Raw genomic sequence first — 20612 nt, forward strand, 5'->3', positions numbered from 1 at the left:
CTGGCCCCACTAATCCATGTGCCCCACTAGCTGGAGCGATCCCGTTTCGGTGGACAGCGCTGTGCTGGCTTGGCGGAAGCCGCCCGGACCCTGCACCCGCATTACCCAGACCCCGGCGCGGGCGGCGACGTCCAGGATGCTGCACGGCCCCGTCCGGACCAGCAGCCAGTGCAGGTTCGCCGGGTTCCACCCGCCGATACGCGGGTCGCGGCCGGCGGCGGCCTGCGCCAACGCCGCCCGATGGGCGGCATAGGCTGGAGCGCCGTGTTGACACATACATCCGACATCCGGTCCATTCCCGCCGCGTGATCGAGGACCGCGGCGTCCCCACCCCCGAGATCGTGAAGAAGCTGACCATCAAGACCGGCAAGAACGCCGCCACGCACCCTCGGTCGCGTCCCTGTACCGGGCACTGGCCGACGACGCCCCCGCTGTCGAACCGACCGGCAGCCTCTGAATCTCTCTACCCCGGGACCCTGCGTGCCGAGGAACTCGCACATCCGTGCACGTGACCTCGGACATCGACACCGGCCGCGCACGCGGCGTAGCCTCCCGCGGTTTGTCCCGGTTTCGGACCCCTACCGGCGGCAACCGCAGGTGCCGTCCGGGATGTAACCCAGGGCTCCGGCGAGGTAGCTCACCGCTTTGATCTGCTACAGGCTGTGACGAGCAGGTCGAGGGCCACGTTGCGATCGGCGGCGACCTCCTCAAGGGTCTCCTTGATTTTCCTCGTGCCGTTGAGGCGGAAGATTCCGATGGTCAGGTTCCGAAGGCTCGCGAAGGCGTGGTTGGTGTTCCCGGAGTAGGTCGGATCGTCGTCCTCACGCCAGGCGGTGTCGCGGGTGTAGTGGATTTGGTTTTCGATGCCCCACTGCCCGCGGACGTGGGAGTGGAAGTAGTGCGCTGTGGCGTGCGTGCTCGTTGCGCTGGTGAGGACGAGGGCATATTCGCGAGTGAGGCGAGTTCCGGCGAGGTCGAATTCGTCTCGCCGGATGATGGCCGCATTTTTGACATGCGGGAACTCGATACCTTCGGCTTTCGTGGCCCAGGTCTGCCAGTTTTTGATCCGGCCGTGTCCACGTTCCTCGACCTCGTGGTGGGCTGGTTCCTGGAGAAGTGGAAGGACCCGGTCGAACGTCTGCTTTTTTAGTGTCGGGCGGTTCCCCTTCACGGTCATCACATAATCCATCCCGTGCTTGACGATGTCCTTTGCGGTGTCGTTCTGCGTATGCGCCGCGTCGAGGGTCACGGTCGGCCTGCCCGGCATGTCCGGAAGCTGGTCGAGCAGGTCCTCGACCTGGGTGATCTCGTTGGTGTCGTCGGGGACGCGGATCTGTCCGACGACGAGACCTCTTCCGTGGATCATTGCGGCGAGTAGCTTGACCTGCGTCTTCTCGTCTACCCAGGCTCCACGCATGACCGTGCCGTCGATCGCGATGGCGATCTGTTCTCCGTTCTCCCAGGCGGTCTGCGCGAACAGCCAGCAACCGATGCGGGCGTCCAGGGCCGCAATGTCGATGACCTGGAGGACCCTGCGGATTGTCTTCTCACTGGGTACTCGGTACCTTCCGAGAAAGTGGTCGTAGGGCGCGCCCAACCGGGCCAGCAGGGGCTGGGGTATCCTCGTGGCCCAGCGGCCGATCTCGCTGAGGTGCTTGGCGCCCGTCATTGTCGAGACAAGCGAGGTCGACAGAATGTACCGCAGGCTGTAGATCGCCCCCTTCGTGTTGCGCGGGTCAGGAATCTCCCCGAGCATCGCGAGCAGGCTGGAGATGTCGAGCTGTTCGCAGTCGATGGGCTCGGTGGACATGTCGGGGCAAGGCTGGCCTTCTGTCTTGGGGTATTTGTTCGGTGGTACTTACATTGTCCCAAGCGGAAGGTCACTTCTTTGTCAACGGAAAGCCTGCATCCCCTCAAACATTTCTAGTCAATCGCCTGCCAAGTAGCGTCGAATGCGCCGTCAAATCACGGCTAACGTTAGGGCGAGTTGCCGTGGGGCGAATCCGTGACGAGTGACGGCGATAATCAATCGTCCCTCGGCCACCCAGGGCGATCGCCGGACTGGCTACCGATAGTTATTGACTGTGACATTGTGCTACCTCGCCGGAGTCCTGAATGTAACCAGTGGCGATGATCCCGTGGTGTGCCCAGGCGGTGACATCCGCCGCCCGGACGACGCTGATACGGATGCGGCGGTTGACGCGAACCTGGCCGCCCCACCGGAACCCGGCATGGACACACCCGCCGGTGGCTGGCAGTCCGCCCACCCCGTCACCGCCACAGCAAGGAGCAGCCCGACCATGACCAACGGCCACTCGACGATCTACCGGGTCGCGGTCATCGTGTTCGCCGACGTACCCGGCATCGACGCCAGGGACGCCGCGAACCGGCTCACCGCCGCCGTCGGCGACACGCTCGGCGACCGCCTCCCGACACCGCACCACGGCCGGCCCAGCACCTACCCCGACACCCAGATCCTCGACGTGGTCGACCTGTCCACCGCCGCGCGCAACGGATACCTGAGCATCCAGCCTGTGACCGGCCACGGAAGACGGCAGGGAACCAGCCGCGGTAGACCGCAGGGTGCCGCCGGCCGTTCGGTCCCCCCGATATCAGCTTCCGATGACGAGGACTTCGCGGGCGGCACTGGGAACGTCGACGGTGACGGCGTCGAGCTGGTTGATCCGGGCGACGCGTTCGGCCTGGGCGAGTAGGCGGATTCAGCCCCGGCGTAGATCGTGCAGCGAGCCATCGTGATCGGTATACGCCGCCGGCCCCGCCACGCCCGACGCAGCCGCGCAACGCCCCGCACCGCCGGCCCCACAACCCAGCGCACCGGTCCCCTACCGGGGCCCCACACGGGTATGTTTCGTCATCGAGATCCACAAGGCCGCAGCACGCAACCTCGACTGGCTGACCCACCAACCTCGCAGCCGGCCGAGCCCGTGAGCGGGTAACCCGCATTGTCGCTGAGCTCTGTCGTCGGGGCTGGACCCCGGTCGTAGTAGACGTGCGACTGTCGGCACGGACGGACGGACGTGCGCCCGCGGCGAGCCGTTGTCGTCGCTGGCTGCGGACCGGCCGCCGGCCCTGGTTCCGGCAATCGTCGGGGCGACATCGATTGGACGGTACCGTCCAATACTGGCTAGGGTGATGGGATGTCGAGCGAGCCGGCGACCGCGCGCGGGCGGGCGAGTCGTGAGCGGATCGTCGCCCGGGTCGCGGACGTCATCGCGCGGGACGGTGTGCGGGGCGTGAGCCTGGAGCAGGTGCTGGCGGCGGCCGGAGCGAGTAAGAGCCAGCTCTCCCACTATTTCGGCGGCCGGGACCAACTCATGGAGGCGGCCGTGGCGTACCGCTGCGCGCAGGTGGTCGCGGGCCTGACGCAGGCGTTCGCCGCGGTGGCAAGCATGGAGGAACTCCAGCGCACGCTGGCGGGTTTCGTCTCCCAGTACGAGCAGAGCCCGACCGGGTGCCCGATCGGGACGCTGGCCAGCGAGATCGCCGAACACCACGAAGGGGCGCGGGCGCGGGTCATCGAAGCCTTCGCCGCCTGGGAGGGGCTGCTCACCGCGGCGTTCGACCGCATGCGCGCGACGGGGGAGCTGCGCGCGGACGCGTCTGCGGCGACTCTCGCGACCGCGTTGTTGGCGAGCCTGGAGGGCGGGATGCTCCTGAGCCAGACCCGCCGTGACGCCGCGTCGCTGCGGGTCGCTGTCGATGCCGCGCTGGCCTACGTGCGGACGTTCGCCACCTGAACTGGACGGAACCGTCCACCCATCTCTGGACGGAACCGTCCACTCTGGTCTAGCGTCGGATTGGACGCTTTCAACCAATCCGAGAGGTGGCCATGAGCGCCCCGTCCGCTTCCGTCCTCGCGACCCGCCGCGGCCAGTTGACGCTGCTGTTGCTGTGCGCGGTCCAGTTCCTCGACATCGTCGACTCCTCGATCATGAACGTCGCGTTGCCGTCGATCCGCCGCGACCTGCACTTCTCCCAGCAGAACCTGCAATGGGTGCTGTCCGGCTACGTCGTGACCTACGGCGGGTTCCTGCTACTCGGCGGCCGAGCGGCGGACCTGCTCGGCCGCCGACGCGTCCTTGTCGCCGGCACGACCCTGTTCGCACTGTGCTCGCTGACCGGCGGGCTCGCGGCGAACGCCGGCATGCTGGTCGGCGCCCGGGTCGCCCAGGGCGTCGGCGCGGCGTTGATGGCCCCGGCCGGCCTGTCGATCCTCACCACCACCTTCACCGCCGACCGCGACCGCACCCGGGCGCTCGGCGTGTGGGGCGCAATGAGCGGGCTCGGCGCCGCCGTCGGTGTCTTCCTCGGTGGCGTGCTCTCGCAAGGGCCCGGCTGGCGCTGGGTGCTGTTCGTCAACCTCCCGGTCTGCGTGGCCATCGTCGCCGCCGCATACCGCCTCGTCGCGGGCGAACGGGCACCCGGTCCGCGGGCCGGTTTCGACGTCGGCGGGGCGATCCTGGTCACCGCCGCGATGCTGCTGGGCATCTACGCGCTGGTGAAGGCACCCGACACCGGCTGGGCCACCGCGCACACCATCGGCGAACTGGCCACCGCCGGGGTTCTACTGGCCGCCTTCGCCGCCAACGAACGCCGGGTCCGCGACCCGCTGTTCCCGTTCTCCATCCTGCGGGTCAAGGGACTCGCGGCCGCGGACGCCACCCAACTGCTTGCCTTCGCCGGCTTCCTGTCGATGTTCTTCTTCCTGACCCTCTACATGCAGAACGTCCTCGGCTACTCCCCGATCCGGGGCGGCGCGGCCTACCTCCCGGTCACCGCCGGCATCGTGCTCGCGGCGGGCGTGTCGTCCCAGCTCATTCCCCGCGTCGGGACCCGACCGATCATCGTCGCCGGCTCGCTCGTCGCCGCCGGCGGGATGTACTACCTCTCCCGCGTCCCGGCCCACGGTTCGTACGCTGCCGATCTACTTCCCGGACTGCTGATCATGTCGGTGGGGCTCGGCGCCGTGTTCGTCACGGTCACCACCGCAGCCAACGCCGGCGTCCCCGCCGAGCAGGCCGGACTCGCCGCCGGCCTGCTCAACACCTCGCTCCAACTCGGCGCCGCGCTCGGGCTGGCGATCTTCTCCGCGCTCGCCACCGCCCGCACCCACCATCTCCTCGCCGGGCACACCGCACCGGCGCAGGCACTCACCGCCGGCTTCCAGCGGGCACTGCTCGCCGCCAGCCTCGCCGTCCTCGCCGCCGCTCTGATCGCCGTGCGCGCCCCCAACCTCCGCACACCCACCGGGCCGACCGGACCCGAACCCCTACCCCCACCCCAGCCGGGCGCCGACACCCGCGGCCTGCTCGTCGCCGCACCCGAACCGGCCGAATGAGCCGCACCGCCCAGTCCCGCCCCCTTCTCGACGAACAGGACACGACATGACCACAACCACGCCACCAGCGACCCAGACCTACCACGTCTTCATCCGCGCCACCCCCCAGCAAGTCTGGGACGCGATCACCACCCCCACACTCAGCGCCGGCTACCTGTTCGGCGCACTCGTCGAGACCACCGGCGAAGTCGGCACGCCCTTCCGCTACCACTCACCCGACCGCTGCGCCCTCTGGGGCGACGAAACCGTCCTCGACGCCGACGCGCCACATCGCCTGGTCGTGACCTACCGGGCCCTCTACAACCCCGACCTCGCCAACGAGCCGCCCAGCCGGGTCACCTGGCAGATCACATCCGACGAAAATCACGTCAGTCTGCTCACCGTCGTGCACGATCATCTCGACAATTCCCCCGACACCGCCGCGCGGGTCGCCAACACCGGCTGGATGCGCGTCCTGTCCGGCTTCAAGACCCTCCTCGAAACCGGCACCCCGCTATCCGTGGGCTGACTCACCGACGCGACGAGCCGCGTCCGACACCGACTCGTGATCATCAGCGGGGGCGTGGCGGCCCGGCGGCGTCGTCGTAGCCGATCGGGGTGGCCAGCCGCCCGGGATGTGCCCCTTCGTTCGGGTCCCGCTGAACACCGTCGACCTCACCTTCGACGGCCGGCTGACCGAGGGCCGCAAGTAGCCACATCAAACCCAGTCACACTGTGTTGACAAAACCTACCGTTGGCCGATCGGGCTGGTGTGACGGGCGGCAGCGAAGCGGGGCGTGGGCGATGCTGATCGAGGTTCTGTATATCGACGGTTGTCCGCACTACGCGCGTTTCGTCGCGCACCTGGCCGAACTCGTGAACCGGGCCGGGGTATCCGCGCCCGTGCGGCAACGCCGGGTCGATGACGATGAGGCCGCGCGGGTGGAACAGTTCCTGGGGTCACCCACGTTGCGGATCGACGGCCGCGATGTTGACCCAGCCGCTCGGGAGCGGGAGGACTACGGGATGCAGTGTCGGGTATATCCGACATTCGACGGTCTTCGTGGCTGGCCGCCGGATGCGTGGGTGCTCGCCGCGCTGGGGGCCGCCGCCGGCGGCTAGCTTGCCATCCGCGTCTCTGTCTCGACCGCGGTGCGGAGTAGGGCAGTCGAGCCGGACCTGGTTGCGGGGGCCGCTGCCCGGCGGGCGGTGTCCGCCGGGCAGCGGACGGCCGACGAGCTGGACGGCCGACGAGCTGGACGGCCGACGAGCTGGACGGCCGACGAGCGTGTTGACGACGACGGCGCTGGGCCCGAGTACGTCGGGATCGGTCGCCAGCTGTCCGCTTGCCGCTGTGGCGCGTGTGTTCCCACCGGCGATGCGTCGCGCGGTCACCGTCTGCGCAGCACGGTCCAGGTGAACGGCTGCACGGCGCCGGACGGGGTGGTGTGCTGTTCGAGTTCGGTGAGTACCGGCTGCCAGCTGTCACCGAGGGTAGCGCTGATCTGCTCGCGGCTGTAGCGGGCGACCGGCAGCCCGGAGCAGTGCGTCGGGCCGTCCGGGGCGAAGGTCGCGAAGACAGCGACGCTGCCGGGCGCGGTGCCAACGTCCAACGCGGCGAGGTAGCCATCGAGGTCCGCCCGCGCGGTGTTGAAGTGGAACACCGCACGGTCGTGCCAGAGGCGATAGATCCGGTCGGGACGCCAGCGGCGCACGTCCTGGACGAGCCACCGCACGCGGGCCGCGCGCTCGCCGAGGCGCCGACGCGTCTCCTGTTCCGCGGCGGTGGAGACATCCAGCACCGTCAGATCGCTGAACCCGCGCCCGAGTAGCGTATCGACGAGCCGGCTGGCGCCGCCACCGATGTCGATCACCGCCGCTGACCGGTCGACGTCGGCCGCCTCGATCATGCGGACGGAGAACGCCGCCGTCGGCTCGAACCAGCTCAACGTCCGTTCGCCACGCGCATAGGCGTTGTCCCAGTGGGCGGCCGTGGCGGTGGGGTCGTTCAAGGCCGCACCCTCGCGCTCCATCGCCGCTCCTTCCGTCATCTCCGTACGCGCTGGCAACGGCGCTAGACGCTGACCAGGTCGGTGCCGTGTCGTTCGCCGGCGCCCCGATCCAGCCGTGCCACCGGGAGACCAGCCGCAACCCGGCGAGCGCCGGCCACCTCGTCGATCTCCGGCCGTCGCATCGGGAGTGACCTCCTACATCGTGGACTCGCCGCCGCATCGGACAGTTCGTGGGCAATACTTCCCTGATTGTCGCTCACGGTCATGCCGGCCGCGGAGCCCGGCCGTCAGGACTGGCGCCGGTCCCCGCGCCGCTGGCTCGGCGGCTGTTCGCGGAGTTCCTCGGCACCGGTATCGCCGCCCAACGGCTGTCTCCGCGCGACGCCGGACTCCACCTGCTGGAGAACAGCACCGCCACAATCTTCGGACTGGCGGTCCTCATCCTCATGCTCGGACCAGTCTCTCCGGCGCGCACTTCAACCCGGCCGTGTCACTGGCCGACGCCCTCATCGGCCGCCGCCACACCGGCCTACCGCTGGCCGAGGTCGCCGCCTACACCGCCGTCCAGTTCGTCGGCGCGATCGCCGGGGCCCTGCTCACCGACGCAATGTTCGACACCGGAACACGGTTTGTCGACGAAACACCGGGCGAGCGGCGGCCACCTGTTCGCCGAGGCCGTTGCCACCGCCGTCCTCATCATGTTGATCTCTGCGTTGGCACGGACCTAGCGCGGCGCGCTGTCCGCGCCAGCGGTCGGCGCCTACATCGGCGTCGTCTACTGGTTCACCAGCTCAACGTCCTTCGCGAACCCCTCGCATCCGCCGCGTCGTACTCGACCGCGGTGAGTGATGACCGTGCACGTGGCAACAGCCAGTCCGTCGTCTGCCTCGGTCCGCTGCCCAGCTCGAGCGACTTGGTTGGGTGCATGACGTCCGCTGGCCGAACGCGCAACGCCTGGCTGCCCGACAGCGCGGGGCGCCCGTCGCCCTGCCCGACGGTACGGAGCCAGCCGGCCAGCACTGTAGTCTCGGAGCCGCGGCGTTGATGACCGTCGAACGTGATCCGCGCCTGGGCCGCCCCGGCGGGACCGCACCGACGCGACGCGGCGGCGCTGAATGATCCAGCGAGCATCGCCGCGGCACGGCGTCGGGCCCCATCAGCGGCGGCGACCCGCCAGTACCGCGACGGCGAGGAGCGCGGCTACCGCGCCGGAGACCAGCAGCGGAACCCGACCGTCACCACCCCAGAGCAGCCCCGCCCACAATCCCGCCACCAATACCGCGGCCCCTGTCAGCCCCTGGAACATGCCCTGCGCCCGGCCCTGCTGGCCGGCGCCCGCCAGCCGGGACACCCACGCCTTGCCGACCCCGTCAGTGCAGGCCGCGAACCCACCGTAGATCACCAGCAGCGGCCAGACCCAGACCGCCGACCCGGCCACGCCCAACCCCACGTAGCCGACCGCGAAACAGCCCAGCCCGACCCCGTAGATCCGCCGCGGGCCGAGCCGGTCCGCCAAAGCACCCGCCGGATAGGACGCCACCGCGTAAGCGGCGTTATAGACGACATAGGCGACGATCACCCAGCCGACCGACAGGCCGAGCGCCTTTACCCGCAGCAGCAGCAACGCGTCCGGGAAGTTCACCACGCTGAACGCGGTCAGTACACCGACAACCCGCCAGTAGCGACTCGGCAGCCGGCCGACCACCGCCACCGCACCCGGCACCCGCCGGTCCGACGCCGCGGTCCCCGAACGCGGGCGTTCCCGGACCGCGGCGACCAGCAGCACCGATCCCACCGCCGGTATGACCGCGATGACCAGCAGCGGGCGGATGTGATGGTGAAGCAGTTCGTAGCCGGCCAACCCCAGCAGCGGACCGACGACCGCGCCGGCGGTGTCCATCGACCGGTGGAACCCGAACGCCCGCCCCCGCGCCGCCGCCGGCACACCGTCGACCAGCAGCGCGTCCCGCGGCGCGCCCCGCACCCCCTTGCCGAGGCGGTCCACGCACCGGCCGGCCAGCACCACCGGCCAGACCACCGCCACCGCGATGAGGATCTTCCCCGCGGCGGCCAGCCCGTAGCCGACGGCGATCATCGGTCGGCGGCCCGCCCGGTCCGCCAACCGACCCGCGGCCAGCTTCGCGGCCGACGCCACACCCTCGGCCAGCCCCTCGACCACCCCGACCACCGCGACCGGGGCACCTAACGTGACCGTCAGGAAGATCGGCAGGATCGGGTAGAGCAGCTCACTCGCGCAGTCTTGCAGGAAACTCACCCCGGACAGCACCTTCAGGTTCCGACTGAACCAGCCAGAGCCACCCGCGACTCCCGGATGAGGACTGTCAGCCGCCGCAACCGTCGAAGAACGCACCTTGCCAGCCTGCCCGATTCGCCCAGACCGCGAAGGCGGACCCCGGTGCCTTCCCACCACGAGGCCGAACCGTCCGGGGGGCGACGGCCCTCCGGACGCCCCCGGAGCACCTACCTTGGTGGACCGCCCCGTCGCGGTAGCCGGTCGTCCCGATGCGGCCAGCAATTCGCGTCTACGCGATCATTGGACGATCATCGTTCCCTCGGCGGCGAACACCTCCAGCGCCGACCGCTCCCAGACGTCCAGGCCGCCCGGCCTGTCTATCGAGCGACCTGACCCGGTTTGTGCCCTGCATCATCGAACGAATCGCCGCGCCCTAACCGGCCTCAACTGCCGCCGCAGGCGGACCGGGGTCCGCCAACCATCCCAGCCAGCGGCCGAGCTCCGGCAGGCCGATCACCCTCACGCGGCCACGGCCACGGCCACGAAGCGACAACACCTGTTCCGACAGCGGGCTTGCCTAATGAACAGAGGGGACATTCCACTCGCCATCGGCGAAACCAGTACCGGATCGCAGCGCAAGCAGTACCGCGTTATCACGGATAAGCAGCAACATGACATCGATGACGCTGGCGTACGCCATGGCGGCAGTCTCTCCCGACGACGAGTGGGTGATATCAGCGGGTGGTCGGGTTGAGCCCAAGATCGGTGAGCTGCTCGGCGATCCAGGTAACCCGCTGGCCGGTGGACATGTTCGGCGGGATATCGAAGATGCGCTGCCCGACCCTGGCGCAGGTGCTGCGCACGACGCGGTCGGCGGCCGGCTGGATGTCGAGCACCCGCGACCGGTACGGGTCGCCGACCTGCTCCTGATCGAACTTGTCGCAGCAGTAGAACACCGCGTCATAGACGTGTGACCAGGCCCGGCAGAAGGTCTCCATCGCCCGCAGGACAGGGCCGTGGGGTCCGTCGGGGCCGCCGGGCAGGACCAGCCAGGCGTAGGCAAGGACGTTCGCGATCGTCTTGTCCGCGATGATCATCGTGTGTTGGCGGGCGGTGCGCAGCTGGCTGGAGAGCTGGGCGGCGAACAGGTCGACCTCGGTCTCCACGTCGAACTCGCCGCGGCCGTGCACGACGATCTCTTCGATGAACGGGCTGTTGCGTGCTGGTTCGGGGACGCAGGCGACGTGCACGCCGCGTTCCCGGTAGTAGGCGGCAAGGGCGTGGGTCAGCGTGGTCTTGCCGGAGGCGTGGGTGCCCTCGACGGCGACGACGAGGCAGTTGCGCAGCATCAGCGGGCTCCTTCCGCGGCCAGCGTCTGGTCGTCGCGACCGGGCGGTTTCGCTTGGCGGGACGAGGGCCGTGTCGGATCGGCCGCCGCGGGTGTGGAGGTCATCGGACGGGTGTGGCGGGAAGGTCGGCGAACTGGTCCCAGGCGGCGGCCTCGATGACCGCGTCGAGGTGGAGGTCGCCCCACTGGTAGTGGCCTACGTTCCACGCGGTGATCAGCACAATGGCCAGCGCGCGAACGACGATCTGTCGAAGGATCGGAGGTGCGGCTGAGGAGGCGGTGGACCCCGCCGGGGCGAGGTCGGAAGACGGGTCCGGGTCGGGCGACAGGCCCGTGAGTTGATGGCCGGCTCCGACGGCCGGCAGCGAGGCAGGGTGCGGCCCGTGCGCGGTGTCCAGAAGACGGGCGACGCCGCGTTCGGGGTCGTCGGCCCGCCAGCAGGCGGCGACAGCGGTGATCCCTCGCAGGGGCCGTCCGCCGGCCGCTGCGGCAATGCTGGCGAGCTCGTCGGCCAGGCGGTGCCCGGCGAGGATCGCGGCCCGGCGCCGGGCCTGGACGAGCAGCCCGTCGACCAACGCGACGACCACCGGGATCTCGCTCGGGTCGTCGACGGCGACGGAGTGGAAGCCGAACCGCAGCGTCGTGTCGGTGACCGTCATCGGACGTCGCGGCAGGCGCAGGTAGACAGCCGTCGCGGCGGCTGTCGAAGCTCCCTCGTCGCAGGGGACGGCGAAGGCGGCCAGTAGCGACATCCGCTCGGCGAAAGGACGGCGCGCGGCGCCGAACGGGGTGTCCGCCCAGCCCAGGTTGGTCGCCTCACGCATGCACGATCCTGCCCGTGACGGGTCCTGCCGGCGGCCGGTCGCTGCGGGAGAGGGTCTGGATCGACTGGCCCAGGTACTTCGCGTAGTGGTTGCGCTTGAACCGGTAGCGCCGCCAGACCTCGGTGATCGGCTCGTTGAGCAGGCTGCCCAACGGTTCCAGCAGATCGGGGGCGTCGTAAACCGGCCAGGCACTGGCCTGCCCCGACGGCCCGATGACAATCATGTGACCTTCGGTGTCCGGGGTCCAGGCCGTCAGCCGCAGCGCCGGCCGCCAGTCGTGCACCGTCCGCAGCTCGGCCAGCCGGTCGAACGTCGCCGTGGCCTCCTCAACGGTGATGAACTCGTGGTCGGCGAGGTCGAGCGCGTTGCCCTTCTTCAGCGGCAGGATCAGCTTGAGTTTCCCGGCGTCCAGGAGATCGGCGATCTGGTAGGTGAACGGCAGCGCCGTCAGCGTCGAGCGGTAGACCACCGCCGACAGCGACAGCGGCAGACCGGCGTCCTGGAACGCCCGCACCCCTTCCATCACCGTGTCGTAGTCGCCACGGACCCGGTTCGTTGTCGCTCTGGGGCCCTCCAGCCCGACGTTGACGAACGCGACCCTGCCGGCCAGGCGGCGGGCGTGTTGGATGCCGCGGGTCGCATTGGTGGGCACCCCGATGACGGTGCCGGTGAACATGTCGACGATGTCGATGAGGTCCCGGCGCAGCAGCGGCTCGCCGCCGGACAGGAACACCCGAGGCACCCCGGCCAGGTTGTCCCGCATCCGCTCCAGCGCGGCAAGGGTGGGGTCCGATTCCTGCAACGTCTCGGAGCAGAACGAGCAGTCGAAGTTGCACCGCTTGGTGACCTGAAGGATCACCGACAGCGGACCGGCCGCCACCGCGGCGACCGCCTCCAGGTCCGCCGACGCCGCGAGGTGGAAGTGATGCCCGTCGGTGAAGACCACAGGTTCCTCAGCGCGGGAAGGCCCCTCGTCACCGGCGGACCGCGCCGTGGGATCGACGGCAGGCACGGGTGGGGAATATGCGATCATCAGGTCCTTCTCGACGTAGGCGCGTACGGCGACAGAGCCAGCCGACTGCCGCCTTCGTGACGGCGAGCTGTCGCGCCGACGCTGAATGCCTCCAGCTTCCCAACCGGCCGCACGCGAGTCATTCCCTGCGGTGCGAACATCTGATTCGGGCCGGTGCAGCGCCACTGACCTGCGACAACAGTGCTGGCGGGCCGGTTGTGTTCGGCTCGAACCCGTTGATCCGTTCGGCCGATCCCACCAACACCCGACCTTGATCTTTCATCTGTGTGGGGCCACGCGCAGGGCAGCACCGCCCGTCACCCTGCTTCTGCCTCCCGGAACGGGGGCGGTTGCTTACCTGCCGTCCTGGCCAGAGCGCAGCTCGCGGAGGAGCAGGTCGACCTGCGCATGCTCAAGGTCCTTGTGCTCGAACCACGTCCGGAGGAGTTCTTCCGCACCGCGAAGCATCGTGTCGGGTAGTCCGACGGTCCGATAGCTCTCGGCCGCCTGGGCGAGTTCGGGTCCCCACCGCCAGGCGCGGGCCGCGACAGTGGCGAAGAAATCAGGTTCGGCGAGCGCCGGTCGGCTCCGTCTGCGGGCTTCATCGGTGAGCGCCTGCTGGACGCCGTACTCGGCAGCCAGTGCGTGCGCGAGCGCGGCGAGAACCCGCGACGTCTTCGCAAACGACGAGTGGGCGATCTTCAGGGCAGACGCCGCACCCACCTGGCCATCGAGGACGACAACCTGCACGGCCGATCCGGAGAACAGCGTCGCGATCTCGCCGGTGAGGCGAGCAGCCCCGGCCAGGTACAGGCGCGTGGTTTCCTGCCGCGTCGGGACCGGGCCGATGAGGCAGCCATCAACGATGGTGCCACCCGCCTTGGTCACGAGCCCGTCGATGACGCGCATACGTTCCGGGTTGACGGCATTGGCGTCCACGTACAGGCCCGTGAACCCCGCCGCGGCCACCGCCTGCGCCACGTCGAGCGCGGCCTCCGGCGGACACAACGACATCAGGATCTGGGTGCCTTCACAAAGTTCTTCCAGGCGGTCGACCGGCCGGAGGCCGGCATCCTGGGCCCGTCGCAGCGTCCGCGGGCTTCGTCCAGCGGGGCAGTACAGCACCTCGTGCCCTCCAGCCCGCAAGATCTCGCCGATCCGTGCCCCCATGCTTCCCGGGTGTAGCAGCCCAATCCGACGGGGCGTCACGGGACCTGGTTTCCTTCCTCGCCAGTGGCGGCGGGATCTGCCGCCGTCGGCCGAGACCGCACGGCCAGGTGTGATCTGATCTGGTCACGCAGCTCGGCGGCGAGTGCCTGCCCTCGGTAGGCCGGCCGGTCGAGAATGGTCAGGACCTGGGCGAGGCGTCGCATCGCACTCTCGACACGCCGGACCGACGACATCTCGATCACGATGCGGATCTCGGACACCGCACCGTCTAGATCACAGCGCAGGATGCTGGCGAGGGCAACGTCCGTGCGGGCCAGGGACTCCTCGCCGACGCGCCGTTGCCCCTCTGGCAGCGCCGCAAGGAGGGCGACAGCGGTGGCCGCGTCCCGTTCGGCTGCTTGGAGGCTGGTGTGCGTTGGGGTTAGCCACAGAGTTGCGGAACTTGCGGAGTACAGCTGCTTGGCTAGTGGGAAGGCCAGCATGCCACCAGGATCATCGTCGAGCGCGACGCGTTCCCTGGCCTCCGCCGCGCGGCCGAGGGCTGCACGTGCCTCGTGGCCGTCGCCCATCCGGGCCAGCGCCCGCGCTTCCAGTGACGCGAGACGGACCCTGGAAGTTCCCCGCTCCGGCAGGTAACGCCAACCGTCCTGGGCCAGTTCCACAGCGTCAGCCGGCCGGTCGTCCCAGTAGCCGAGCATGCTCTGGGTGCCTCGAACCCAGGCCCGCAGGCCGTTGTGACCCGCCTGGTCCGCACAGGCGAAGGCAACACGGGCATGCGTCTGCGCGGAATCAAGCGAACCCAGATCGAAGGCGGCGTTGGCGAGGATGCCGCTCAGAAGCCCCGCCAGGTAGCACAGATCTCGTGACAGGTCCGGCCGATGTCTCACCGTCAACAGCGGAAATACCCTGGCCCGCAGCGCACGGACCTCAAGAAAAGTAGGCAGCGCGGGTCTCTGCGAGTAGAGAGTGACGATCCGCCTTATGTCGGCGTTGATTTGCTCCAATGCGAGCGAGCCGATGGGAGCCACGTCGATGGCGTGTAGGACGTCGGCGGATTCCTCGGATGCGCCGCGGAGAATCTGCTCTACCGTTCTGGGCACTGGGAGCGGCTCGACGGCGGCGGCCGGCCAGACCGTCTCGATCGTTACCGGCCATCCAGGTGAGATCGGCAATGGCATCCCGAGATCCGCCGAAATTTCCGCGCGAGCAGCCACGGAGCCCGACTGGAGAAGCCCCGGATTGGGCGGCACAGCCCGAGGTGCGGGCAGATTGCGGCCATCGTCAGGCTCGACACGGTCGATGCGGCTGATGAGGAGGACGTCGGCGGGTGGGAGGTTTGCGCGGTCGTCGAGGTCGATGAGGTTGTGGATGCTGGTGCCGTAGACCTCGGCGAGCACATTGAGGAGCTGGGGGGTGGGCCGGCGGCGGTTGTTCGGCAGCGGCCAGTTCTCCAGCTCGGATAGCCGGGGGGCGGTCATGGGCGCGGAGCCGTGAGGGTCGAGGCCGGTCCGGGCGGCGTGGGCGTTGATGCGGCCTGCGGCGTGGGCGTTGATGCGGCCTGCGGCCTGCATCTGGGTCCAGCCGTGTGCGACGCGGTGGGCGGCGCGGGGACGGTAGTTGTAGCGGCGGGCGAACTCGATCGCGATCTCGTCATGGGACATACCGACCGCACGCATCCGCGCCCGCAGCTCGTCCTGCTCCACGCGTTGACTGGGCCTACTCATGACGACGCCCTACATCCCCTCCGGACCGGCTGGCCGATCTTCCGGCCGTCCCCGACGCGAACCATTTTCACAGTAATCGTTATGTAACGGGTCGAACGGTAAGGGATGATTCTTCATCCAGAGGGCCGCCCTTGGATGTGGTGGATGGCAAACGTGCGCGTCGAGCACGGTTCGTCTCCCCGGCCGAGCTAGGTCCGGCCGAGTAGGAGCGCAGCTTCCCAAGAAGCTGTGCTGTCGGTGGCGAGGCTGTGCAGGACGGCTGCGATCCCGGCGGTGCCCTCGATGAGGCCTGGTGGCCGCCCACCGGCGGGCTCCGTCATGTCGAGGCTGTGGAGGAGGTGGTCGATCAGGGCCGGCAGGTGAGCGCCGATGGGGTGGAAGCGGGCGTCGGCGGCGGCTCGGTGGACGGTGGAGACCAGGCCTGCCCAGCCGTGGCAGAGCATCGGGTCGATGAACCTGGTGAGTTGGGTGGGGTCGCCCAGGCAGGAGGCGAGAGCGGCCTCGGCGCGTTCCTGGCGAGTTGTGTCGGCCAGTGCGATGGCGGCGAGTTGCTGAGCGCGGGCAAGGCCGGGGGTGCCGTAACACCAGGAGGCGCGGCCTGGGCTGGTCTGGGCAGGGCGGCCTGCCCTCAATTCGCTGAGGGTGATCTTCTCGGGCCACCAGGGGCCGGTGGGGCTGTCCTGGCGCCAGGTGTCGAGCCAGTCACAGATTCGATGCAGGGCGTCGAGGTGGCCGGGGACGACGATGCCTCGGCTGTGGGCGAGTGTGAGTAAGGCGAGAGGCCCGGCGACGCCGTGGGCCATTCCGAGGTCGGCGAAGGCTCCAGCCGGCGCTCCGGCGGGGAGGTCGCCGGCCCACCAGCCGGGCAGTGTCAGCCCGCCTGTGCCGGTGGCGGGCAGCGGTTCGGTGAGGCGGACGAGGTAGGTCAGGACCCGGCGGAGCTGGTCTGCGTCTGGGTGGGAGGTGAGTAGGTGGGCGCCGAGTCCGCTCAGGCCGCGGACGAGATCGTATTCGGCGCGTTCCGGTCGCTGACCGGCATCGATGCGCCAGTTGGCTGCGGCGAGGCGCCGGTCGGTCATCTCTGTGACGGCGCTGTCCAGGTGCTGGCGGGCGGATCGGTAGCGGCCGGGTGGAGCTGTTATTGCGAGCGTGAACGCGAGTGCCGGGGCACCGAACCACAGGCCGGCTCGTGCCCCGACGCTCACCTTCTCGCGTGTGGCGGCTCTGAGCCAGGCGTCGACGGTGGCCCAGTCACCGGCGCCATCGCGGGCGCGGAGGCCGTGGAGCACGGCGACACCGGCGGCGCCGGCGGCCAGCGACTGGCCTCGCCGGTGCTCTGCGGTCGACGCCTGGTCATTACCGGCATGGGTTGGGGGTGGTGCGGTCAGCGCGTCGGCGAGACGGGCCGCGGCGGAGGAGGCACGCGCTCGCAGGTCGCTGCTCAGTGGCATGAAGTACCTCCGGACGATCCGTTCCGGTTCGGCGAGGGACAGCACGTCCGTGGCGTCCGAGGGCGCCGCTGGCAGGCACCGTCTCGCCGACGAGGGAAGGCTGTGCGGGTGGGTGGTTCAGTAAGCGACGGTGATCGCGCAGTCTTTCTTGATGATCGCGTCGTCGGGGATGCTGGCCTGGGCGGTCAGAGGCGTGACGATCAGGGACGGACGGGCGTTTCTGTCGGTGTTCCAGGTGCGGATGTGGCCGCACAGCCGCTCGGCGAGGGCGCGGCCGTCGGGTCCGTGCCCGTGGGCGCCGAGTTCGTAGACGGGGTCGGGGCCGTCCAGCCGGCGCTTGGCGAGGTAGACCAGCGAGGAGCCGGCGATCAGCATGGGGCTCAGGTTCGGGATGAAGGGCGTGCAGACATCGGTGCTGACCGCAGCGGGGCTGGCGTTGATGCGGCACACAGCGGGGTCGGTCGCGGTGGCGCGCAGCCAGATCCCGTCGATGGGGTCCTGCGAGCCGACGGTGATCCCGGACCAGGCACTGGTCCGGAGGGTGTCGAGGATGCCGGCCAGCTGTGCCGGGTCGATGTCCTGGTCGATATCGTAGTGGATCTGGACGAGCGGGTCGGTGTGGATGATGGCGGCGCGTTCGACGTCCTGGCCGATCATCGGGACGAAGCCGCAGAGGAACACCGACTCCGAGCGGAGCACACCGTCGTCACCCTTGACGAAGGCGACGCCGCGGGTCTGGCCCCGCCAGCGCAGCGGCAGCACCATCCGTCCGCCGGGGACGAGCTGGGTAAACCAGGCATCGGGGACGTCACACGCACCAACGGTGACGATGATCTTATCGAAGGGTGCGTCGGTGTCGTCACCGAGCGCGCCGTCGCGGGTCAGGACTCGCACGTCGCGGTAGCCCCCCGCGGCCAGGGCGGTCGAGGCCTGCCCGGTGACCTCCGCATCGATGTCGGCGGTGACGACCAACCCGTCGGGGCCGGTGAGTTCGGCGAGCAGCGCGGCGTTGTAGCCCGTGCCGGCACCGACCTCGAAGACACGGTCACCAGGACGTACCCGCAGCTCGTCCAGCATCCCGGCGACGAGGGTCGCGACCGAGGCGCAGGACAGGTGCGTGCCGTCGGTCGCCGTCTTGGTGATGACCGCCTTGTAGGGGTTGTATGCCTCGTCGAGCGTGGCGTCCGGCAGGAACAGGTGCCGGGGCACCGTGCGCAGCGCCTCGACGACTGAGCCGTCGAGGCCGGGCCGACTGCTGGTGATCTTCTTGACCATGTCGGCGTGGAGCTCGGCGGCGGTGCCGGGTGTCGCGGTCGTCATGGACGTGTCCTTGTCGGAGTGGGATCGGGGCGACTGGTGCGGTCACGAAGACTGGTGATCGAGGCAGGAGCGTAAACATCGGGGGTGTTCCCGGCGGGAGGGAGCCTTCTCGGGCCGGCGCGCCGGGTCCCTACGGGACATAAGCCGGGCCGGCCGCCACCGTCGCGGCGGTGCCCGCGATCTCCGGTCCGGTGGCGAGGGAGCCGCGCTCATGCGGGTGCCGCGTGCTGGGCGGCGCGCCAGGCGAACGCGGCGCCGCGGGCCAGCCGAAGGCAGGCAGCCTCGTGGTCCCGGTTGATGCCGCGCAGGCGGTTATAGGAGAGGTGCAGCAGGGAGCCGGCGACCGTCGCGGGGTCCATCTGGCCGGGTAACGCCGCGCGGTAGGTGGACAGGGCCTTGGCGCGCGCTGCCCAGGCGTCCGCGAGGTCGCCAGGCAGGTGCGGCAGATCCCTGGGGACGCTGTGGCGGGCCAGCCGAGTGGTTTCGCCGACGACACGATGATCGATGGTCTGCGGCTTGGCGAGGACGCGTGTGGTCAGGTAGTCGGTGGCGGGGCGTATGCCGCCGAGGAACGCGTCGGCGAGGTCGAGCATCGACAACGCCGTGATGCTGTCGGGATGCAGCCCGGCCGGCGGCTGGCGCAGCACGATGATCGCGGCGGTGGTGTCGGCGCAGAACACGGCTTCAGCGGCCTGGAGAGCCGCGTCGGCGCCGTAGCGGCCGGCTTCCGGGAAGTAGGTGTCAAAGGCCACCTGTCCGGCGACGCCGCTCGTCGCCAACTCGGCGGCCCACGCGCCGAGGATCGCCGCGCGGGCCGCGTGGTGCGACTCGTCCGTGGCGACGCGGATGCGCAGATGGTCGGTCTGCTCGGTGTTGCGGTAGCGGACCATCCACATCGGCGCGCAGTCGAGCCGGGTACGCAGGACCGGCAGACGGCTGGCGATGATGTCGTTCATGGCGGTGGGGTGTGTATGGACGCGGGCGGAGATCCAGCGGGCGGTCGGATCGCCGGGGCGGTGGCCGTCGGCGTTGACCCTGCTGACCAGCGGCGGGGCGAGTTTGTTCGGTGCGGGTAGGCCCGCGCGGAACACGGGTGCGACGATCTCGTGGGCATGCCCGATCCAGCCGAGGTCCTGACCGGGCACGGCTCGGTTCAGCATCGCCACGCCCGTGTCGGCCAGATGCTCGCGCAAGATTGTGCGATGGGCGGGGACCGTGAGGTCCAGCCGCAGGGTCATGTCGCCGTCGGCCAGCTCCACGAGATCTGGGCACCGATGCCGGTGCCGCCACCGCCCCAGCTCGCCGCTCCAGTCGGCAGTCGGCGCGTCAACGCCGGGCAGGTCGGCGGTGTGGAGGCGCCAGCGTTCGGGGGCCAGGATGATCCGGCCGTAGCGGACTTCGGGAAGGTGCGGCAGCGCGCCCGCGGCCGGTCCGAACTCGAACGCAGTCAGCGACGCGGCGAACGCGCGTGGCAGATGCGCCAAGAACCGCGCCAGCAACGGCATCTGCCGATCGAGCGCCAGCGCGTGAAACACCTGCGGATCGATGATCCGGCCAGTGGCGGCCTCGATCAGCAGCAGGCCCCGCCCAGTCGCGGTCAGCGCCAGATCTGCGGGTCTCAGCCCGCGCGGTCCTTGCGACGGTGGCTCGCCGAGGGCCAGTACCTCGGGCAGAAACCGGGGCAGCCGTGCAACGTTCTGGCCGCGGACGAACCTGGACGGGCAGGACAGTTGTACCGCGGTGGCGCCCTCGTGCAGCGCCGGAACCGATCTGTAGGCGCGGACCATCGCCGCGTCACGGGTCGAGGACTGGAACCTCGCGGTCAGGGTTCCGGTCGCGCGGGCTGGAGTCACGGCCAGCTGGTAGTTTCCGGCGTCCAACGCCTCGACGCTCCTGGAGTAGATCTTCGCCGCGATCTCCGCGTGTGGCTGGATGAAACGCGGGTCGAACAGGTCACCGGCGGTGACGTGCCCGATCAGTGCGTCGGTCAGCTCAAGACGACCGTCGCCCGCGAGCGCCTCCCACGCCAGAGCAAGCAGCCGCCGGTCCCGATCCGTTACCGACGGCGCAGGTGCCGGCAGGACCGAGCCCGGATAGCCGGCCGGATAGCCAAGCCCCGACGCGTCGTCGAGCACGTCGCGCAGCGGAACGACGCTGCC

18 protein-coding genes and 1 pseudogene are annotated in these 20612 nt (G+C 69.7%); 6 read left to right on the forward strand and 13 right to left on the reverse strand.

Annotated elements, in window-relative coordinates; genetic code table 11:
• Window positions 1-9 precede the first annotated feature (9 nt).
• Window positions 10-276 carry a hypothetical protein gene (locus U9979_RS18490; protein ID WP_322780357.1) on the reverse strand — a complete coding sequence of 89 codons (267 nt, stop codon included), beginning with the start codon at window positions 274-276 and terminating at the stop codon, window positions 10-12.
• Window positions 277-637: 361 nt separating this feature from the next.
• Window positions 638-1810, reverse strand: coding sequence for an ISAs1 family transposase (locus tag U9979_RS18495; RefSeq protein WP_322780358.1), 1173 nt, complete (start codon window positions 1808-1810; stop codon window positions 638-640).
• 328 nt (window positions 1811-2138) lie between these two features.
• On the opposite strand from U9979_RS18495, the gene U9979_RS18500 reads away from it, so the two are divergent.
• The 4 genes from U9979_RS18500 (at window position 2139) to U9979_RS18515 (ending at window position 5867) form a co-directional block, all read left to right on the forward strand.
• On the forward strand, window positions 2139-2714 hold the full coding sequence (locus U9979_RS18500) for a hypothetical protein (RefSeq protein ID WP_322780359.1): 576 nt from the start codon (window positions 2139-2141) through the stop codon (window positions 2712-2714).
• Between the two features lie 444 nt (window positions 2715-3158).
• Complete coding sequence (locus U9979_RS18505; protein WP_322780360.1) at window positions 3159-3758, forward strand: TetR/AcrR family transcriptional regulator; 600 nt, start codon at window positions 3159-3161, stop codon at window positions 3756-3758.
• 92 nt (window positions 3759-3850) lie between these two features.
• Complete coding sequence (locus tag U9979_RS18510; RefSeq protein ID WP_322780361.1) at window positions 3851-5359, forward strand: MFS transporter; 1509 nt, start codon at window positions 3851-3853, stop codon at window positions 5357-5359.
• 46 nt (window positions 5360-5405) lie between these two features.
• Window positions 5406-5867, forward strand: a complete 462-nt coding sequence (locus U9979_RS18515; RefSeq protein ID WP_322780362.1) for an SRPBCC domain-containing protein — start codon at window positions 5406-5408, stop codon at window positions 5865-5867.
• 43 nt (window positions 5868-5910) lie between these two features.
• Here U9979_RS18515 and U9979_RS18520 read toward each other — a convergent pair whose 3' ends face one another.
• Window positions 5911-6057, reverse strand: coding sequence for a hypothetical protein (locus U9979_RS18520; RefSeq protein ID WP_322780363.1), 147 nt, complete (start codon window positions 6055-6057; stop codon window positions 5911-5913).
• 85 nt (window positions 6058-6142) lie between these two features.
• On the opposite strand from U9979_RS18520, the gene U9979_RS18525 reads away from it, so the two are divergent.
• Window positions 6143-6460, forward strand: a complete 318-nt coding sequence (locus U9979_RS18525) for a hypothetical protein (protein ID WP_322780364.1) — start codon at window positions 6143-6145, stop codon at window positions 6458-6460.
• Between the two features lie 269 nt (window positions 6461-6729).
• Here the strand turns inward: U9979_RS18525 and U9979_RS18530 are convergent, their stop codons facing one another.
• Window positions 6730-7371 carry a class I SAM-dependent methyltransferase gene (locus U9979_RS18530; RefSeq protein WP_322780365.1) on the reverse strand — a complete coding sequence of 214 codons (642 nt, stop codon included), beginning with the start codon at window positions 7369-7371 and terminating at the stop codon, window positions 6730-6732.
• Between the two features lie 272 nt (window positions 7372-7643).
• Between U9979_RS18530 and U9979_RS25295 the strand changes: the two are divergent.
• Window positions 7644-8165 (forward strand): annotated as a pseudogene (locus tag U9979_RS25295) (aquaporin); the annotation flags it as partial.
• A gap of 341 nt (window positions 8166-8506) precedes the next feature.
• Here the strand turns inward: U9979_RS25295 and U9979_RS18540 are convergent.
• The 9 genes from U9979_RS18540 to U9979_RS18580 form a co-directional block, all read right to left on the reverse strand.
• Window positions 8507-9625: an MFS transporter gene (locus U9979_RS18540; RefSeq protein WP_322780367.1), complete on the reverse strand. Its 1119-nt coding sequence runs from the start codon at window positions 9623-9625 to the stop codon at window positions 8507-8509.
• Between the two features lie 713 nt (window positions 9626-10338).
• On the reverse strand, window positions 10339-10953 hold the full coding sequence (locus U9979_RS18545) for an AAA family ATPase (protein WP_322780368.1): 615 nt from the start codon (window positions 10951-10953) through the stop codon (window positions 10339-10341).
• A gap of 100 nt (window positions 10954-11053) precedes the next feature.
• On the reverse strand, window positions 11054-11776 hold the full coding sequence (locus U9979_RS18550) for a hypothetical protein (RefSeq protein WP_322780369.1): 723 nt from the start codon (window positions 11774-11776) through the stop codon (window positions 11054-11056).
• A complete protein-coding gene (locus U9979_RS18555; protein WP_322780370.1) occupies window positions 11769-12809 on the reverse strand; it encodes a radical SAM protein in 1041 nt (346 codons plus the stop codon). The genes U9979_RS18550 and U9979_RS18555 overlap by 8 nt, the downstream gene beginning before the upstream one ends.
• Window positions 12810-13142: 333 nt before the next feature.
• On the reverse strand, window positions 13143-13997 hold the full coding sequence (locus tag U9979_RS18560) for an NAD(P)-dependent oxidoreductase (protein ID WP_322780371.1): 855 nt from the start codon (window positions 13995-13997) through the stop codon (window positions 13143-13145).
• Window positions 13994-15682, reverse strand: coding sequence for a hypothetical protein (locus U9979_RS18565; RefSeq protein ID WP_322780372.1), 1689 nt, complete (start codon window positions 15680-15682; stop codon window positions 13994-13996). Before U9979_RS18565 ends, U9979_RS18560 begins: the two co-directional genes overlap by 4 nt.
• A gap of 188 nt (window positions 15683-15870) precedes the next feature.
• Window positions 15871-17133: a lanthionine synthetase C family protein gene (locus tag U9979_RS18570; RefSeq protein ID WP_322780373.1), complete on the reverse strand. Its 1263-nt coding sequence runs from the start codon at window positions 17131-17133 to the stop codon at window positions 15871-15873.
• A 117-nt stretch (window positions 17134-17250) separates the two neighbouring features.
• Window positions 17251-18453: a methyltransferase, FxLD system gene (gene fxlM / locus U9979_RS18575; RefSeq protein ID WP_322780374.1), complete on the reverse strand. Its 1203-nt coding sequence runs from the start codon at window positions 18451-18453 to the stop codon at window positions 17251-17253.
• A 209-nt stretch (window positions 18454-18662) separates the two neighbouring features.
• A partial coding sequence (locus U9979_RS18580) for a thiopeptide-type bacteriocin biosynthesis protein (protein ID WP_322780375.1) occupies window positions 18663-20612 on the reverse strand: 1950 nt, incomplete at its 5' end.

This window comes from Protofrankia sp. Cas4, assembly GCF_963555915.1.
GTDB lineage: Bacteria > Actinomycetota > Actinomycetes > Frankiales > Frankiaceae > Protofrankia.

Bases quoted from the DNA above. Each gene is read 5' to 3' on its own strand.
- U9979_RS18510 (WP_322780361.1), top strand. From the start codon at position 3,851: ATGAGCGCCCCGTCCGCTTCCGTCCTCGCGACCCGCCGCGGCCAGTTG.
- U9979_RS18555 (WP_322780370.1), bottom strand. From the start codon at position 12,809: ATGATCGCATATTCCCCACCCGTGCCTGCCGTCGATCCCACGGCGCGG.
- U9979_RS18515 (WP_322780362.1), top strand. From the start codon at position 5,406: ATGACCACAACCACGCCACCAGCGACCCAGACCTACCACGTCTTCATC.
- U9979_RS18570 (WP_322780373.1), bottom strand. From the start codon at position 17,133: ATGCCACTGAGCAGCGACCTGCGAGCGCGTGCCTCCTCCGCCGCGGCC.
- U9979_RS18550 (WP_322780369.1), bottom strand. From the start codon at position 11,776: ATGCGTGAGGCGACCAACCTGGGCTGGGCGGACACCCCGTTCGGCGCC.
- U9979_RS18525 (WP_322780364.1), top strand. From the start codon at position 6,143: ATGCTGATCGAGGTTCTGTATATCGACGGTTGTCCGCACTACGCGCGT.
- U9979_RS18545 (WP_322780368.1), bottom strand. From the start codon at position 10,953: ATGCTGCGCAACTGCCTCGTCGTCGCCGTCGAGGGCACCCACGCCTCC.
- U9979_RS18490 (WP_322780357.1), bottom strand. From the start codon at position 276: ATGTGTCAACACGGCGCTCCAGCCTATGCCGCCCATCGGGCGGCGTTG.
- fxlM (WP_322780374.1), bottom strand. From the start codon at position 18,453: ATGACGACCGCGACACCCGGCACCGCCGCCGAGCTCCACGCCGACATG.
- U9979_RS18520 (WP_322780363.1), bottom strand. From the start codon at position 6,057: ATGTGGCTACTTGCGGCCCTCGGTCAGCCGGCCGTCGAAGGTGAGGTC.
- U9979_RS18495 (WP_322780358.1), bottom strand. From the start codon at position 1,810: ATGTCCACCGAGCCCATCGACTGCGAACAGCTCGACATCTCCAGCCTG.
- U9979_RS18565 (WP_322780372.1), bottom strand. From the start codon at position 15,682: ATGAGTAGGCCCAGTCAACGCGTGGAGCAGGACGAGCTGCGGGCGCGG.
- U9979_RS18505 (WP_322780360.1), top strand. From the start codon at position 3,159: ATGTCGAGCGAGCCGGCGACCGCGCGCGGGCGGGCGAGTCGTGAGCGG.
- U9979_RS18530 (WP_322780365.1), bottom strand. From the start codon at position 7,371: ATGGAGCGCGAGGGTGCGGCCTTGAACGACCCCACCGCCACGGCCGCC.